The 15,906-nt window shown below is 51.4% G+C and carries 14 protein-coding genes and 1 pseudogene; 11 read left to right on the plus strand and 4 right to left on the minus strand.

Annotation, left to right across the window (positions count from 1 at the left end):
• Positions 1–52 precede the first annotated feature (52 nt).
• The 11 genes from nuoD to H7U12_RS18860 all read left to right on the plus strand — a co-directional run bounded on the left by nuoD (position 53) and on the right by H7U12_RS18860 (position 12,264).
• A complete protein-coding gene (nuoD, locus tag H7U12_RS18810; RefSeq protein ID WP_186640992.1) occupies positions 53–1,267 on the plus strand; it encodes an NADH dehydrogenase (quinone) subunit D in 1,215 nt (404 codons plus the stop codon).
• 72 nt (positions 1,268–1,339) lie between these two features.
• Positions 1,340–1,879, plus strand: a complete 540-nt coding sequence (locus H7U12_RS18815; RefSeq protein ID WP_186640994.1) for an NADH-quinone oxidoreductase subunit NuoE family protein — start codon at positions 1,340–1,342, stop codon at positions 1,877–1,879.
• Positions 1,861–3,204, plus strand: a complete 1,344-nt coding sequence (nuoF, locus tag H7U12_RS18820) for an NADH-quinone oxidoreductase subunit NuoF (protein ID WP_186640996.1) — start codon at positions 1,861–1,863, stop codon at positions 3,202–3,204. Before H7U12_RS18815 ends, nuoF begins: the two co-directional genes overlap by 19 nt.
• A gap of 354 nt (positions 3,205–3,558) precedes the next feature.
• Positions 3,559–4,563: a 2Fe-2S iron-sulfur cluster-binding protein gene (locus H7U12_RS18825; protein ID WP_186640998.1), complete on the plus strand. Its 1,005-nt coding sequence runs from the start codon at positions 3,559–3,561 to the stop codon at positions 4,561–4,563.
• Positions 4,563–5,618 (plus strand): NADH-quinone oxidoreductase subunit NuoH, encoded by a 1,056-nt coding sequence (gene nuoH, locus H7U12_RS18830; RefSeq protein ID WP_186641000.1) that lies wholly within the window; start codon positions 4,563–4,565, stop codon positions 5,616–5,618. The genes H7U12_RS18825 and nuoH overlap by 1 nt, the downstream gene beginning before the upstream one ends.
• 119 nt (positions 5,619–5,737) lie before the next feature.
• Positions 5,738–6,199 carry a NuoI/complex I 23 kDa subunit family protein gene (locus H7U12_RS18835; RefSeq protein WP_206683954.1) on the plus strand — a complete coding sequence of 154 codons (462 nt, stop codon included), beginning with the start codon at positions 5,738–5,740 and terminating at the stop codon, positions 6,197–6,199.
• 33 nt (positions 6,200–6,232) lie between these two features.
• Positions 6,233–6,748: an NADH-quinone oxidoreductase subunit J family protein gene (locus H7U12_RS18840; RefSeq protein ID WP_186641002.1), complete on the plus strand. Its 516-nt coding sequence runs from the start codon at positions 6,233–6,235 to the stop codon at positions 6,746–6,748.
• A gap of 299 nt (positions 6,749–7,047) precedes the next feature.
• Positions 7,048–7,377: an NADH-quinone oxidoreductase subunit NuoK gene (nuoK, locus tag H7U12_RS18845; protein WP_062543829.1), complete on the plus strand. Its 330-nt coding sequence runs from the start codon at positions 7,048–7,050 to the stop codon at positions 7,375–7,377.
• A gap of 58 nt (positions 7,378–7,435) precedes the next feature.
• Positions 7,436–9,391: an NADH-quinone oxidoreductase subunit L gene (nuoL, locus tag H7U12_RS18850; RefSeq protein ID WP_186641004.1), complete on the plus strand. Its 1,956-nt coding sequence runs from the start codon at positions 7,436–7,438 to the stop codon at positions 9,389–9,391.
• 11 nt (positions 9,392–9,402) lie between these two features.
• A complete protein-coding gene (locus H7U12_RS18855; RefSeq protein ID WP_186641006.1) occupies positions 9,403–10,851 on the plus strand; it encodes a complex I subunit 4 family protein in 1,449 nt (482 codons plus the stop codon).
• A 36-nt stretch (positions 10,852–10,887) separates the two neighbouring features.
• Complete coding sequence (locus H7U12_RS18860; protein WP_186641008.1) at positions 10,888–12,264, plus strand: NADH-quinone oxidoreductase subunit N; 1,377 nt, start codon at positions 10,888–10,890, stop codon at positions 12,262–12,264.
• 179 nt (positions 12,265–12,443) lie between these two features.
• Here the strand turns inward: H7U12_RS18860 and H7U12_RS18865 are convergent.
• The 4 genes and pseudogenes from H7U12_RS18865 to H7U12_RS18880 form a co-directional block, all read right to left on the minus strand.
• Positions 12,444–13,172: pseudogene (locus tag H7U12_RS18865) on the minus strand (DUF2625 domain-containing protein).
• Positions 13,173–13,252: 80 nt separating this feature from the next.
• Positions 13,253–13,969: a LytR/AlgR family response regulator transcription factor gene (locus H7U12_RS18870; protein ID WP_186641010.1), complete on the minus strand. Its 717-nt coding sequence runs from the start codon at positions 13,967–13,969 to the stop codon at positions 13,253–13,255.
• Positions 13,950–15,008 carry a sensor histidine kinase gene (locus tag H7U12_RS18875; RefSeq protein ID WP_186641012.1) on the minus strand — a complete coding sequence of 353 codons (1,059 nt, stop codon included), beginning with the start codon at positions 15,006–15,008 and terminating at the stop codon, positions 13,950–13,952. The genes H7U12_RS18870 and H7U12_RS18875 overlap by 20 nt, the downstream gene beginning before the upstream one ends.
• Positions 15,009–15,022: 14 nt before the next feature.
• Positions 15,023–15,889 carry an alpha/beta fold hydrolase gene (locus H7U12_RS18880; RefSeq protein WP_186641014.1) on the minus strand — a complete coding sequence of 289 codons (867 nt, stop codon included), beginning with the start codon at positions 15,887–15,889 and terminating at the stop codon, positions 15,023–15,025.
• Between the last annotated feature and the right edge of the window lie 17 nt (positions 15,890–15,906).

Here is a 15,906-nt window from a genome sequence, read left to right on the forward strand (position 1 = left end):
TTTGTTCTCAAGACAAGGCCGCCGGCGTTTCTGCTTACTACTAAGTTCCCACATGGAGTTAGCCAAACAGAATACACAGATAGTTACCCCAGATTCCTACATGCAGGAGCTCACCACCCTGAATTTAGGACCTACGCACCCCGCCACGCACGGCATCTTCCAGAACATCCTGCAAATGGATGGCGAGAAGATTGTGTCTGGCGTGCCGACGATTGGGTACATCCACCGCGCCTTCGAGAAAATCGCGGAGCGCCGTAACTTTTACCAGATCACCCCGCTCACCGACCGCATGAACTACTGCTCCTCGCCCATCAACAACATGGGTTGGTGGATGACGGTAGAGAAGCTGTTGGGCGTGACCGTTCCCAAGCGTGCCGAGTACATCCGGGTAATCGTGATGGAACTGGCCCGTATCGCGGACCATTTGATTTGTAACTCAATCCTGGGGGTAGATACCGGAGCCTTCACCGGCTTCCTGTACGTTTTCCAGGAAAGAGAGAAAATCTACGAAATCTATGAGGAAATCTGCGGTGCCCGCTTGACTACCAACATGGGTAGAGTAGGCGGCATGGAGCGTGATTTGTCTCCCGTAGCTATCCAGAAAATCAGAGACTTCCTGCGCGATTTCCCTAAAGTGATGCGCGAGTTTGAAACCATGTTCAACCGTAACCGGATTTTCATTGACCGGGTGGAGAACGTAGGGCCAATCACCGCCGAGCGTGCCTTGAACTATGGCTTTACCGGCCCTAACCTAAGAGCCGCCGGGGTAGATTATGACGTGCGCGTGATGAACCCTTACTCTTCTTACCAGGACTTCGATTTTGAGATTCCGGTAGGTACCAAGGGTGACACCTATGACCGCTTCATGGTTCGCAACGAGGAAATCTGGCAGAGCTTACGCATCATCCAGCAAGCCATGGACAACTTGCCCGAAGGTCCGTTCCACGCTGATGCGCCGGAGTTCTACTTGCCGCCAAAGCAGGAGGTGTACCGCAACATGGAAGCCTTAATCTACCACTTCAAAATTGTGATGGGCGAGATTGACGCGCCGGTTGGTGAGGTGTACCACTCAGTGGAAGGCGGAAACGGAGAGCTTGGTTTCTACCTGGTGTCTGACGGAGGCCGCACGCCGTACCGCCTGCACTTCAGAAGACCTTGCTTTATCTATTACCAGGCCTATCCAGAAATGGTTGTGGGCACGCAGTTGTCAGATGCGATTGTGATTCTGTCTTCCATGAACGTGATTGCCGGTGAGCTTGACGCTTAAGCGGTTCCCATTTTAGAAACGATTTTTCCTAAGCCTGCCTAAAACGCAGCTTTTATACCTGCCATTTACCAAATGGACCAAACAGTAGAGAAACCACAAGTACAGTTTTCGGAAGGGGCCATGGCCGAAATCCGGCGCTACTTATCTCATTATCCCGCTGACCGTCAGAAGTCCGCTATTTTGCCTATCCTGCACATCGCGCAAGCGGAGTTTGGTGGTTGGGTAAGCCCCGAGGTGATGGACAAGGTGGCCGAAATCCTGAACATACAACCCATAGAAGTGTACGAGGTTGCTACCTTTTACACCATGTTCAACCTGAAGCCGGTAGGCAAGCACGTGTTGGAAGTTTGCCGCACGGGCCCTTGTATGCTGCGTGGCTCAGACCAACTGATTGAGCACCTGGAGAACCGTCTGGGCTGCAAAGTAGGCGAGACCTCTGCCGACGGTAACTTCACCCTTAAAACGGTAGAATGTTTGGCATCCTGCGGCACCGGACCGATGCTGCAAGTGCGTGAGCAATTCTACGAAAACCTGGACCCCGCCAGCGCTGACCAGATGCTGGAAGACCTGAAAGCCTTAACCGTAAGGAAACCATGGGAAGAAAATTATTAACTGAGCATATCAACGTTGAGGGCATTCACACCTTTGACGTCTATCGCAAGCACGGCGGTTACGCCTCCGTAGAGAAAGCTTTGAAAACCATGTCCCCAGAGGAAGTGGTGGAAGAAGTGAAAGCTTCGGGCTTAAGAGGCCGGGGTGGTGCCGGATTCCCTACGGGGATGAAGTGGAGCTTTTTGGCCAAGCCAGAAGGCAAGCCGCGCTATTTAGTTTGCAACGCCGACGAATCAGAGCCGGGTACTTTCAAAGACCGGTATTTGATGGAGAAACTTCCGCACCTGTTGATTGAGGGGATGATTACGTCTAGCTACGCGCTGGGGGCTCGTACTTCTTATATCTACATACGAGGCGAGTTATTGTATGTGCTGCGCATTCTGGAGAAAGCCATCGCTGAAGCGTATGCGAACGGTTTCTTAGGTGAGAACATCTTAGGAAGCGGTTACTCTCTTGACTTGCACGTGCACCCAGGCGGTGGTGCGTACATCTGCGGCGAGGAAACAGCTCTGTTGGAATCTCTGGAAGGCAAGCGCGGAAACCCGCGTAACAAGCCTCCGTTCCCGGCGGTATGGGGCCTTTACGGCTGCCCAACCGTGGTGAACAACGTGGAGTCTATTGCTACTGTTCCGTGGATTATCACCAACACCGCTGCTGAATACGCGAAGTTCGGAATTGGCCGTAGTGCGGGTACAAAACTGATCTCTGCGGGTGGTAACATCAACAAGCCAGGTGTGTACGAGATTGAGTTGGGGGTTCCCGTTGAGGAATTTATCTATTCAGACGAGTACTGCGGAGGTATCTGGAAAGGTCGTGACATGAAAGCGGTCATCGCCGGAGGTTCTTCCGTTCCGATTCTGCCGAAGGAGTTAATCCTGAAAACCGCAAACGGGGAAGATAGATTGATGACCTACGAGTCACTTTCAGACGGAGGTTTTGCCACGGGTACCATGCTGGGTTCCGGCGGATTCTTCGTGATGGATGACCAAACCTGTATCGTTCGCCATACTTGGACCCTCGCCCGTTTCTACCACCACGAGTCTTGCGGACAGTGCAGCCCGTGCCGTGAAGGAACCGGTTGGATGGAGAAAGTACTACACCGTATTGAGCACGGCCACGGCCACATGCACGACATTGACCTGTTGGTGAGCGTAGCCAAGCAGATAGAAGGAAACACCATCTGTCCGTTGGGTGATGCCGCTGCCTGGCCGGTTGCGGCTGCAGTTCGTCACTTCCGTGAGGAGTTTGAATGGCACGTGAAGCATCCGCAGGCAGCTACAGCTCCGGGCGCGGTGTTCAACAAGGCTGAATCTGTATTAGCATAAATATCTGTTTCAGGCCTGTTTTAGAGAAAGCAGACCTGAAACAAAAGTAAGTATTCCTGATAAGTCCCCCTTTGAAGGGGGTAGGGGGATGACAAAGGTGGAAGAAGAAGCAGACACAAACGCTAAAAGCAAAAGGGAAATTGATTCTCGGGAATGCATAATCAGCACGAGTAATCATCCCCCCACCCCCTTCAAAGGGGGACGAAATGCGTGAAGCTTCTTTGGATAAGTTTTTAATCAATTGCCGTTTAGAGCCGTTTTCTTGAAAAGAGGCCCTAAACAGAAGTACATATAAATAGCCTATTGCTGTGCGTCAAGAACAATCAACCGTCAGCAATCAACAATAAATTTAACATGGTAAAAATAACGTTTGATGGCATAGAGGTGGAGGTAGAGGAAGGAACTACCATCCTCAACGCAGCCCGTAAAATCGGCGGCGAGGTGGTGCCCCCAGCCATGTGCTACTATACCCCTTTAAAAGGAACCGGCGGAAAATGCCGCGCCTGTATGGTGAAGGTGGCAGCCGGATCCGCGAAAGACCCGCGCCCAATGCCTAAGTTGGTAGCGAGCTGCATTACCCCGGTACAAGACGGCATGGTGGTGGAAAACACCACCAACCCAGATGTATTGGCTGCCCGCAAAGGCGTAGTGGAAATGCTCTTAATCAACCACCCGCTGGATTGCCCTATCTGCGACCAAGCCGGGGAGTGCGATTTGCAGAACTTCGCTTACGAGCACGGCACGTCCGGCACCCGTTACGAAGAAGAGCGCCGCACCTTTGACAAAATCGACATCGGACCGTTGGTGCAGTTGCACATGACGCGTTGCATTCTGTGCTACCGTTGCGTGTATACCGCCGACCAGTTAACCGAGAAGCGTGTGCACGGCGTGTTAGGCCGTGGTGATGCTGCGGAGATTGGAACATACGTTGAGAACATCATCGATAACGAGTTCTCTGGGAACGTCATTGATGTGTGCCCGGTAGGTGCCTTGACTGATAAGACCTTCCGTTTCAAAAACCGTGTTTGGTTCACCAAGCCGGTAGATGCGCACCGCGATTGCCCTACTTGCTCCGGTAAAGTAGTGCTGTGGATGCGTGGGAACGATGTGTTGCGCGTGACTGCCCGCAAAGACCAGTACAACGAGGTGCAGGAGTTCATCTGTAACACCTGCCGCTTCGACAAGAAAGACGCGAACGACTGGACCATTGAAGGACCGCGCAAGATTGCCCGTACCTCGGTGATCTCTGCAAACCACTATGAGTTGCCAGTTCTCAACGTGGACGTAATCCCGAACTTGCCAGGGTCCACCGAAGAAGACTTACAATCCACTCCTTTTAACCTAGGAAGACAAGTATAATGGAGCTATCCTTATTATTAATCAAAGGGCTCATCATCTTTGCCGTTTTCGGTATTACGTTGCTGATTGCCACTTACTCCACCTACGCTGAGCGGAAAGTGGCAGCCTTCATTCAGGACCGTGTAGGCCCTAACCGTGCCGGTCCGTTCGGGCTGGCGCAGCCGCTGGCTGATGCGGTAAAGCTTTTCTTCAAAGAGGAGTTCGTTCCTGCCAATGCAAACAAGTTCCTGTTCATTGCTGGTCCATCGCTGGCAATGTTAACGGCCTGTATGTCCAGCGCGGTAATTCCGTTTGGCGGCACGTTGATTATTGGCGGTGAAGCCATTCACTTACAAGCCATCGAGGTGAACATCGGGATTCTGTACGTGTTCGGGATTGTGGCTCTGGGCGTATACGGCATCATGATTGGGGGCTGGGCTTCCAACAACAAGTTCTCCTTGTTAGGTGCTATCCGGGCAGCTTCGCAGAACATCAGCTACGAGCTGGCCATGGGTATGTCTATCATCGCGTTGTTGCTGGTAACGGGTACGCTTTCTATGCGTGACATAGCGGCGCAGCAAGGACAAGAGTTGTTCGGGATTTCCGGGTTGAACTGGAACATCTTCTATCAGCCGGTAGGCTTCTTGATTTTCATTATCTGTGCTTTTGCCGAGACCAACCGCGTGCCTTTCGACTTACCGGAGTGCGAGACCGAATTAGTTGGTGGTTACCACACCGAGTATAGCTCTATGGGAATGGGCTTGTACCTGTTCGCAGAGTACGTGAACATCTTCGTGGCATCGGCGGTAATGGCAACCCTTTACTTTGGCGGATACAACTTCCCGTTCATGCACCAGTTAGGCTTGCCGCACAACGTGGTGACCATCCTGGGAACGGTGGTATTGTTCGCTAAGATTTTCTTCTTCATCTTCTTCTTCATGTGGGTACGCTGGACCTTGCCGCGTTTCCGCTATGACCAGTTGATGAACCTGGGCTGGAAAATTTTGATTCCGTTGTCTATCCTGAACGTAATCGTGACCGGCGGAGCTATTCTGTTAAAAGCAGAGTTGTTCTAAAGACATTATGAGTAGGAGAGGAGCAGACGTAAAACTTTGTTCCTCTGCCCAATCATTTAAAGAGTATAAGAGACATGCAATCACTTAGTAATAGAGCGAAAAAGCTGGAGAAGAAACCCATGAATTTTTCCGAGAGAATGTATCTCCCGGCAATTTTCCAGGGCTTGTCTATCACCATGCGTCACTTCTTCAAGAAGAAAGCTACGATTAAATACCCCGAGGAAACCCGCCCGATGAGCGCGGTGTGGCGTGGTTTGCACGTGTTAAAGCGTGACGAGAAAGGCAGAGAGCGTTGCACGGCCTGCGGTCTGTGCGCGGTGGCGTGTCCGGCCGAGGCCATTACCATGGTAGCTGGTGAGCGCAAGCGTGGCGAGGAGAACCTGTACCGCGAGGAGAAATATGCCATCAGCTACGAGATTAACATGTTGCGTTGCATTTTCTGCGGCTTGTGCGAAGAAGCTTGCCCTAAAGCGGCCATCTTCCTGCAAAACGACAAAGTGGCTCCGGCCCGTTACGAGCGCGATGAGTTTATCTACGGCAAAGACCGTCTGGTAGAGCCCATGCCTATTCAAAACCTATAATCCGCCGAAAACAAGCGTTTATCATCCAAAACTATGACGGGTAATTTCTTTTACTTTCTCACTTTCTTAACCTTGTTCGCGGCCATTGGGGTAGTTGTCTCCAAAAACCCGGTGTACAGCGTTCTGTTCATGATTCTGACGTTCTTCGCCTTAACCGGACACTACATTCTGTTGAATGCCCAGTTCCTGGCGGCGGTAAACTTCATTGTGTACATGGGCGCCATCATGGTGTTGTTCCTCTTCGTGATTATGTTCCTGAACATGCGCGAAGACACTGAGCAGCACAAGCCAGTATTGAGCAAAATTGCCGCGGCCATTGCCGGGGGTATTTTGTTTGTGGTGATGATTGCCGCCTTGAAGGACGTGAACACTCAAATGATGCAACCCGCGGTGTTTGACTCACAGATTGGGATGGTGGAGAACCTGGGGAAAGTGCTTTTCAGAGATTACCTGTTGCCGTTTGAATTGGCCTCGGTTCTGTTCCTGGCGGCTATGGCCGGAGCGGTGATGTTGGGCAAGCGTGAGCCGGGCGAGCAAAATAGATTCTAAGTCTCTTGCAAGAGGCTGAAAAAGGACAGCTATCCACGTTGTCCTTTTTTATTGTCGGTTCTGTTAAACTTCCGTTTTAAGCATGTTTTTCTGAAAAGAGGCCTAAAACAGATAATGCAGTCTAGCAAGAGGTGATTCGTTTTAGGGCTATTTTCTTAAAATCGGCCTTAAAACGCAACCAGAAGAGTGCAAGCTACCCCGTAGAGGGTGGCTTTTAATATGGTTTTACCAAAAAATGGGAATAACTTTGGGTGCTGTTGTCAAGCGCGTCCAACGCTTATTTCACCAACGTATTTATCATGAATGATATTCCTGAGGTCATAAGGACCATCCCGCTGAACTATTACCTGTATTTCAGCACCGCTCTTTTCTGTATCGGGATTATTGGGGTTCTCACCCGCCGCAACGCCATCATCATCTTTATGTGTATTGAGCTGATGCTCAACTCGGTGAACCTGTTGCTGACGGCTTTCTCGTCTTATCGCTCAGACCCCAACGGGCAGATTTTCGTGTTTTTCATCATGGCGGTGGCTGCTGCCGAGGTAGCCGTGGGTTTGGCTATTATTGTGATGATTTACCGGAACGTGCGCTCCACCGACATCAACATCCTGAACAAGCTGAAATGGTAAAGCGGTTTTCCGCTCTGCTGAATCTCTAAAGAATACCGTTCCATTTACGTTTTAACAAATGCAAGAATTTATTTTGCCGGCAAACAACGCTGAGATGACCTGGGTGTGTTTGCTGATTCCGCTCCTGCCGCTAATCGGGTTTCTGATTAACGGTTTGGGTAACCGGAAATTGCCGAAAGGGCTGGCGGGACTGGTGGGTTGTGCCACCGTGATTGGTTCATTCCTGCTGTCACTGTACCTGTTTTTCGGGTTTGAAGGCTACGGCAACCGTCCGTACACCACAGACATCTTCAACTGGATTCACGTAGGTGCCCTTCGCATTCCGTTCTCGTTCCAGATTGACCAATTGTCGCTGATTATGCTGCTGTTGGTAACGGGCGTGGGTTCAGTCATTCACATTTACTCGGCGGGCTACATGAGCCATGACGAGAACTTCGGTAAATTCTTCTCTTTCCTGAACCTGTTCGTGTTCTCCATGCTCCTGTTGGTGATGGGGTCTAACTACGTGATGATGTTCGTGGGCTGGGAAGGCGTGGGGCTTTGCTCGTACCTGCTCATCGGGTTCTGGAACAAAGTCACTCCCTATAACAACGCCGCTAAAAAAGCCTTTATCATCAACCGCATCGGGGACTTAGGTTTCCTGTTGGGTATCTTCCTTATTTTCCAGACCTACGGCAGCGTAGTGTACGGCGAAGTGTTCAACCAGGCGGCCCAACTGAGCGAGGTGAACGACGGTGTGGTGATTGCGATTACCTTGTTACTGTTTGTGGGCGCTATGGGTAAATCGGCGCAGTTGCCGCTCTACACTTGGTTACCAGATGCGATGGCTGGTCCAACTCCGGTTTCTGCCCTCATTCACGCCGCTACCATGGTGACTGCCGGTATTTACATGGTCATCCGTTCCAACGTGTTGTACACGCTGGCACCAGACACCCTGGAGATTGTCGCCATCATTGGTTTGGCTACAGCTTTGTTCGCGGCTACTATTGGTCTTTTCCAAAACGACATCAAAAAAGTATTGGCTTATTCTACCGTGAGCCAGCTAGGGTATATGTTCTTGGCCTTAGGCGTGATGGCGTATTCGTCTTCGCTCTTCCACGTGTTAACACACGCCTTCTTCAAAGCCCTGCTATTCTTAGGCGCAGGTAGCGTGATTCATGCCATGAGCGGCGAGCAGGACTTGCGCAAAATGGGTGGTTTGAAGAAAGCTCTACCAATTACGTTTATCACCTTCTTAATCGGAACGCTGGCTATTTCCGGTATTCCGCCGTTCGCTGGTTTCTTCTCCAAAGACGAGTTGCTGGCGCACGTGTTTGTGCATAGCAAAGTGATGTGGGCGTTTGGTCTGTTGACCTCGTTCATGACGGCCTTCTACATGTTCCGGCTGTTGTATCTGGCTTTCTACGGAAACTTCCGGGGTACCGAAGAACAGCGCCATCACCTGCACGAGTCTCCGGCCGTAATGACCATTCCGTTGATTATCCTGGCTATTCTTTCCACCATTGGTGGGTTCATGGGTTTACCACCTGTTTTCAGCGAAAACCACTCCTTAGGTAACTTCCTGTCGCCGGTGTATGAACTGGCCAGAAGAGCCGTGCCAAGTGCCTTTGCTGAGAACCACCTGTCGCACGAACTGGAGTACATCCTGATGGCGGTATCAGTAGCTGTGGCGGTAGTCGCTATCATTATGGCGTACTTCATCTACGGCAAGAAACGCACTGTTCCCGCCGAGGAAGGTGCTGCTTTGTCGCCGTTGCATAAACTGGTCTACAACAAATACTATGTGGATGAACTCTACAACGGGCTGTTTGTGAAACCAGTGATGGGCTTGTCTACCGGGCTGTACCGCTTCGTGGAGAAAGGCATCATTGACCCCATCGTGAACGGATTCGGGAAAGTTACTCTGGGCGGAGGTCGTTCGCTGCGCTTTGTGCAGAGCGGCGCCACCGGGTCTTACCTGCTCCTGATGGTGCTGGGCATCGCGTTGATCTTATTGCTGAACTTTATTATCTGATACTGCCAAACATGTTAACCGCTTTAATAATCTTATGGCCTGCGCTGGCCGCACTGCTGGTACTGTTGGTAAAAGGAGACGGCGCCCGGAAAATCGCTTTCGGGGCTGCTTTGGTGGAACTGGTGCTAGGCGTGTGGGCCTGGATTAACTTCGTTCCGAACGCGAGTACCCAATTTCTTCTCAACGAGCCTTGGATTGCCAATGCCGGCATCATGTTCAAAGTAGGCATTGACGGCATCAGCTTACTCATGGTGCTCTTGACCGTGTTCCTGGTTCCGCTGATTATCCTGTCTACGGCCAAGCACCGCTACGAGAAGCCTTCTTCTTTCTACGCGCTCATCCTGTTCATGCAAACGGGTTTGCTGGGGGTGTTCACCGCGCTAGATGCGTTTGTATTTTACTTCTTCTGGGAGGTAGCGCTTATTCCTATTTACTTCATCGCTGGTATGTGGGGTGGGGAGAACCGGGTGCGCGTGACGTTCAAGTTCTTTATCTACACGGTTTTCGGTTCTTTGTTCATGCTGGCCGCCTTCGTGTATCTATATTTCCAGACGCCGGGCACGCACAGTTCTGAGGAAGTTGCTTTCTACCAATTAGTGCTGGATGCCGGTACCCAAAGCTGGTTGTTCTGGTTCCTGTTCATTGCATTTGCCATTAAGATGCCAGTTTTCCCGTTCCATACCTGGCAGCCCGATACCTATACCACGGCTCCGGCCGCCGGTACCATGCTCTTGTCTGGTATTATGCTGAAGATGGGTATTTACGGTGCCTTGCGCTGGTTACTGCCGGTGGTGCCTTTAGGTGTTAGCCAGTGGGCGAACGTAGTGCTGGTATTAGCCATCATCGGGATTATCTACGGTGCTATCATTGCCATCCGGCAGCAGGACATGAAACGTCTGGTGGCATTCTCGTCTATTTCGCACGTGGGTTTGATTGCCGCTGGTTTGTTCACCCTGAACCACCACGGATTACAGGGAGCCATGATTCAGATGTTGAGCCACGGCGTAAACGTAGTGGGGATGTTCTTTATCATTGACATCATCCAGAGCCGTACCGGTACCCGCGAGATTGCCGCTATGGGTGGTATCACGCAGAACACGCCGTTCTTATCGGTGACGTTCCTGGTGCTGTTGTTGGGAACTGTGGCCTTGCCGTTGACCAACGGGTTTGTGGGCGAATTCCTGCTCTTGATGGGCGTGTACCAATACAATGCCTGGATGGGAGCCGTTGCCGGATTGACCATTATTTTAGGAGCCGTGTACATGTTGCGCATGTTCCAACGCGTGATGTTCGGCGAGAAAAACGAAATCACCCAGGGCTTCACCGATTTGACTTTCAACGAAAAGGCCGTGTTGGTGCCGTTGGTAGTGATGGTGTTCTGGATTGGCTTGCACCCGAACACGTTCCTAACTATTTCTGAGCCCGCCGTTCTGAAACTACTGGACGTGATCAAACGCTAACCCTGACGCTATTTTAACCCAGGAAATAACCTGCTCATGACATCCATTATTCTACTCTCCATATTCGGTATCCTGAACCTCTTTGTAGGCTTCATGAAATCCAAAAAGGTGCTCATGCCCGTGGTATTGCTGTTCTTGGCAGTAGCCCTAGGCGCGACTATGTTCGACTGGAACCAGCCGCAAAGCTATTTCAGCAACATGCTTTCCACCGATAACTTCTCCGTAGGCTTTACCGCCGTAATGGTGCTTTCCACCTTGTTCATCCTGCCTTTTTCGCGCAGCTACGTAGTGGCAGAGAATTCCAACCTGGCCGAATACTACTCGCTGTTGCTGTTCGCGTTGGTGGGCGGCATCATGATGGTGTCGTATGAAAACCTGCTGATTCTGTTTGTGGGCATCGAGATTATGTCCATCAGTATGTACATCATCGCTGGTTCTGACAAGCGCAACATCCTGTCTAACGAAGCTTCCATGAAGTACTTCCTGATGGGTTCGTTCTTTACCGGCATTATCCTGTTCGGAATTGCCTTACTGTACGGAGCTACCGGTGCTTTCTATTTAACAGATATTGCCGCTGCCGCTACCAGAATGGACCCTGCCACCTCGCCGTTGCTGCTGATGGGCTTATTGCTGGTGTTGATTGGCGTTACTTTCAAGATTGGCGCTGCGCCTTTCCACTTCTGGACCCCAGACGTGTACGAAGGAACGCCTACCGTTTTCACCAGCTATATGTCTACCGTAGTGAAAACTGCGGGTATTGCTGCTTTCTATAAGCTGATGTCGGCTGCTTTTGGAGGCGTGTATGATCAGTGGTTCCCAACAGTAGTAGCCATTACCGTATTGACCTTGTTAATCGGGAACATTGGCGCGGTGGCGCAAACCAGCATGAAGCGGATGCTCGCTTACTCCAGTATCTCGCACGCCGGTTACCTCATGATCGCCTTGACTTCCTTCAACGACCGTTCCGAGAATGCCCTGCTGTTCTACTCCCTGGCGTATGCCATCGCTACCATCGCGGCTTTCGGGATTTTGAAGTACGTAGGCGATGCCCGCGGTTCTGATGACTACACCGCTTTCAATGGCTTGGGCAAAACCAATCCGTTGTTGGCTTTCGTGATGACCGTGGCCATGCTGTCGTTGGCGGGTATTCCGTTGACCGGTGGTTTCTTCGGGAAGCTGTTCCTATTCTCTGCCGCCTTGGAGCAAGGCATGATCTGGCTGATCATTGTGGCCGTGCTGATGTCGGCAGTTGGTATCTATTACTACTTCCGGGTCATTATTGCCATGTACATGCGTGATGCCGAAGGAGAGCGCATTGCGGTTGATCCATTGGCTACCTTCACCTTGATTTCTTTGGTGGTCTTAACGGTGCTGATGGGCGTGGTACCAGGCTTGTTCAGCAACTTGCTGTAGAACCCTCCTAAAACGCTATAAAGCAGAAGAGGCACCCATGGGTGCCTCTTCTGCTTTATAGCGTTTTAGGAGGGTTTTACAGCAAGTAAGGCCAAAACGGAAAACTGACGGAAGGACGGGAATGCTACACTCGTAACGTGTGGTGGAATAGAATGTGATTAGGGAAGACCGTTATATCTCTACTTCTTTTGACCACTATACAGCCCCCAAAGTTCTTCTATGGGCACCGCTTTCCGGCTGGCTTTGTTGATGTCGCTGCCTTCTGTGGTCCAGAGGTACGGATAGCAGTGGAAGGCTTGGTCGCCGGAGAGTTTCTTTACTTCCTCTCGCTAGCCTTTCCAGCGCAGGCCTTCGTAAAATCCTTCCAGGTCGGCTGAGAAGCAGAACTGCAGGAAATCAGAGTAGCCTAACTGGGTAGATTCCCACTGCAGATTATCGGGAGACAGATAAAAGACCTTTCCCAGATCTTTCTCGCTGATGCCGCCGGCATTGAGGGCGAAGAAGCCGCCCAATACATCATCGGCGATCAGTAAGAACGAGGGTTGTTCCCCATCCTGCCGGAACGATTTGCCTTTGTTCCAGGCCATCAAACTCCGGGGCAGCCGTGCAGTACCGGAACCCAGAATCCTGATCCAGCCATCGTCAATGAGAATTCCGCCTGTTTCATAGACGATGGCGCCCATCGGCGAGCGGGTGGTCACCTGTGTCTGCAGCAAGGCCGCCTCGGCATTGGCTTGGGAGGTGGGCAGCACATCTACCTTGTTTCTGGCGTCCTTTTTCCATTCCAGCACCAAATTCCAGCCAGGTTCTTTCGTGTCAATGAGTTCGGTCAGCGAGCGTTTAGGCAGCGGCTGGGTGAAGCCTTGCAGGCAGACGAGGAAGAGCAAGAGGGTGAGCGGGAGTTTCATGGAGCCAAGATCTGTGAGATAGGAAGATACCACAAATGCCGTTTTGAACCTACTTTTCGCAAAACAGGCCCAAAATGGGGCTACAAACTCATCAACTCCTTAAACACCTGCGTCTGCCGCCGCGACACTTCTACTTCCTCGCCGCCTTTCAATTGAAGCTTGATGCTGCCGCTGAACCACGGGTTGATCTGCTCAATAAAGTTCACGTTGATGATCTGCTGGCGATTGGCTCTGAAAAAAACTTTGGGGTCTAGTCGGCTTTCCAGGTAGTTCAAGGTCTTGAGGATGCACGGGCGCTCGTTCTCGAAGTACAGGAAAGCATAATTACCATTAGACTCCATCATTCTTACCTGCTTCAGGGCCACAAACCAGCAACGCTCGCCGTCTTTGACAAACACGCGGTCCTCCTCACTTAGCTGGGTAGAAGGAGCGATGGGTTTGGCTACGTCCTGCTTGGTCATCGCTTTCTCCACAGCTTGGCGCAGGCGGCTTTCCTCAATGGGCTTCATGAGGTAATCCAGCGCATTCCGTTCGAAGGCTTTTAGCGCGTATTGGTCGTACGCGGTGGTGAAGATGACCTGCGGGGTGTACTCCAGTGCTTCCAGCAGTTCAAAGCCACTCTTCTGCGGCAGGTGAATGTCCAGAAACAGCAAATCTGGCCGCAGGGATTCAATTAATGCAATGCCGTCTTCGGCGTTTTCGGCTTCGCCGATGAGTTCCAGTTCGGGGAACTTGGAGAGCAGATGTTTCAGTTCCAGACGCGCCAGCCGGGAGTCTTCAACGATGCAGATTTTCATATTCTTTCCAGGCAAGGGTGAGCGTGGCGGTCACGCGGTTTTCACTTGTTTGAGCAAGGGCGAACGTGCCGGGTTGGTCCAGGGAGTACGCCACCCGCTCCAGCAGCCGTTGCAAACCTATTCCTTGGGAGACTGAAGCAGCGGCCAAGGTGCCGGTGTTCTCTACCTGCACCCGTAAGTGCCCGTTCTGACGGTTTAAAGATAACCGGATCTGTCCGCCTTTGGTCTGCGTACCGATGCCGTGCTTGATGGCATTCTCTACCAACAACTGAATGCCCAGGGGCGGAATAGCCGCGGTAATGGCCGCATCTTCTACGTGCGAGGAGAAGTTCAGCTTGTCTTCAAAGTGAATCTTCTCCAGCGCCACGTAATGCTCTAAAAACGCCAGCTCTTCGGCCACAGGCACCAGGTTGTTCCGGTTATAGCCAATCACGTACCGCATCATGGCCGAAAGGCGGGTAATCATCTCCCGCGCCTTGTTCTGGTCCACCAGCACCAGCGACCGGATGTTGTTCAGGCTATTAAACAGGAAATGCGGGTTCAATTGCGACCGGATGGCCTGTAATTCGGCCTCTTTCAAAGACAGTTGCAGTTTCCAAGCTTCCACTTCCTTTTCCTTCCAGCGCTGAATGGCCTGAAACGCGAAGTAAATGGTAGACCAGAAACTAAGAATCACCAACCCATTAGCCGAGTACATGACCAGATACCCAAAGCTGAATTCCTGTAAGGTGAACATGCCAATGCTCAGCATGAAGAGGCACACCAGAAACTGGCACGTGACCGAGGCTACCGCATTGTAAGCTAACACCAGCAAAACCATTTTGCCCAAAGGCAGTTCCAGCCAGCCATACTTGCGTTGCAGGTGCCGTTGCAGGTGCGTGGTAGCAAAGAAAACACCGGTGCCCACAAACTGCACGCTGTACATGCCGGTTTGTTTTTTGAAGAACAGGTAGCTCATCAGGAGTCCTATGAATAGGTAGCAGGTCCAACCAATTGCTTGGCAGACCCAATACCATTTTTGCTGACGGGAAGCGGTCATGAATGAGGCGTTCTTTATTTCTTCAGGAAAGCGTCCATCTGCGCGAACATCCAAGTGGGTTCATCATACATGATGAAGTGCTTGGCGGAATCGGCAATTTTTACTTCGGCGGTAGGCAATTTAGCAAATTGCGCGGTATACATGCTGGTGGTAAGGGCTTTGGTGATTCCATAGTTTTTGTATCCGGCCCAGGCACCCAAGACTAACACCGGAGCTTTGATAACGGCTATGTCTGAGCGGAGGTCGGAGAGGTACATTTCATACATGGCCTGCCCGGTGGTAGTATAGTCTGATTTCCTGCCCCAGTCAATGATTTTTTTGATGTGTGCCGAGTCAGTAGCCATAGACACTCCGAAACCGGCTTCCATTTGACTTTGCATCTCTGGGCTAAGCTTGCCCATGGATTTCTTCATCTGCTCGGCCATCGGCTTGATGCTCTCCACCGTAGCGGCAGGATCCTGAGCTGCGCCAATGTAAGGCAAGCCGTCTACTACCACCGTCTTCCCGAACAACTCAGGCGCTTTCACATTCAGGGCTAGTGCCAGGTAGCCACCCAGGCTATGCCCCACCACTACTGGTTTTTTCAGCTTGTTTTCCTGCACATAGGCGATAATCTCGTCCCGTACGCTGTTCAGGAGGTGGTCTGTCTTCACGGCAGGCTGCCCCGCGAAACCCGGTAAAGTCAAGACGTAGCAGGTGTAGTTTTTCTGGTAATGCGCCACCGTCTCGTCCCAGACTTCACCCGCTGAATTCAGGCCCGGAATCAGAATCATAGCCGGACCTTTGCCAGTTTTGACTACTTTGAACGAAGGTGCTTTGGCCTGAACACTTATGGAGAGAAACAGGAGCAGAGCGAGGAAAGAGGTGATTTTTGTTTTCATGGCTTTCTAGAGTTTAA

The sequence above is a fragment of the Rufibacter sediminis genome (genome assembly GCF_014269285.1).
Taxonomy (GTDB): domain Bacteria; phylum Bacteroidota; class Bacteroidia; order Cytophagales; family Hymenobacteraceae; genus Nibribacter; species Nibribacter sediminis.

Coding starts and splice junctions, on each gene's coding strand:
- nuoD (WP_186640992.1), top strand. CDS start 53: ATGGAGTTAGCCAAACAGAATACACAGATAGTTACCCCAGATTCCTAC.
- H7U12_RS18815 (WP_186640994.1), top strand. CDS start 1,340: ATGGACCAAACAGTAGAGAAACCACAAGTACAGTTTTCGGAAGGGGCC.
- nuoF (WP_186640996.1), top strand. CDS start 1,861: ATGGGAAGAAAATTATTAACTGAGCATATCAACGTTGAGGGCATTCAC.
- H7U12_RS18825 (WP_186640998.1), top strand. CDS start 3,559: ATGGTAAAAATAACGTTTGATGGCATAGAGGTGGAGGTAGAGGAAGGA.
- nuoH (WP_186641000.1), top strand. CDS start 4,563: ATGGAGCTATCCTTATTATTAATCAAAGGGCTCATCATCTTTGCCGTT.
- H7U12_RS18835 (WP_206683954.1), top strand. CDS start 5,738: ATGAATTTTTCCGAGAGAATGTATCTCCCGGCAATTTTCCAGGGCTTG.
- H7U12_RS18840 (WP_186641002.1), top strand. CDS start 6,233: ATGACGGGTAATTTCTTTTACTTTCTCACTTTCTTAACCTTGTTCGCG.
- nuoK (WP_062543829.1), top strand. CDS start 7,048: ATGAATGATATTCCTGAGGTCATAAGGACCATCCCGCTGAACTATTAC.
- nuoL (WP_186641004.1), top strand. CDS start 7,436: ATGCAAGAATTTATTTTGCCGGCAAACAACGCTGAGATGACCTGGGTG.
- H7U12_RS18855 (WP_186641006.1), top strand. CDS start 9,403: ATGTTAACCGCTTTAATAATCTTATGGCCTGCGCTGGCCGCACTGCTG.
- H7U12_RS18860 (WP_186641008.1), top strand. CDS start 10,888: ATGACATCCATTATTCTACTCTCCATATTCGGTATCCTGAACCTCTTT.
- H7U12_RS18870 (WP_186641010.1), bottom strand. CDS start 13,969: ATGAAAATCTGCATCGTTGAAGACTCCCGGCTGGCGCGTCTGGAACTG.
- H7U12_RS18875 (WP_186641012.1), bottom strand. CDS start 15,008: ATGACCGCTTCCCGTCAGCAAAAATGGTATTGGGTCTGCCAAGCAATT.
- H7U12_RS18880 (WP_186641014.1), bottom strand. CDS start 15,889: ATGAAAACAAAAATCACCTCTTTCCTCGCTCTGCTCCTGTTTCTCTCC.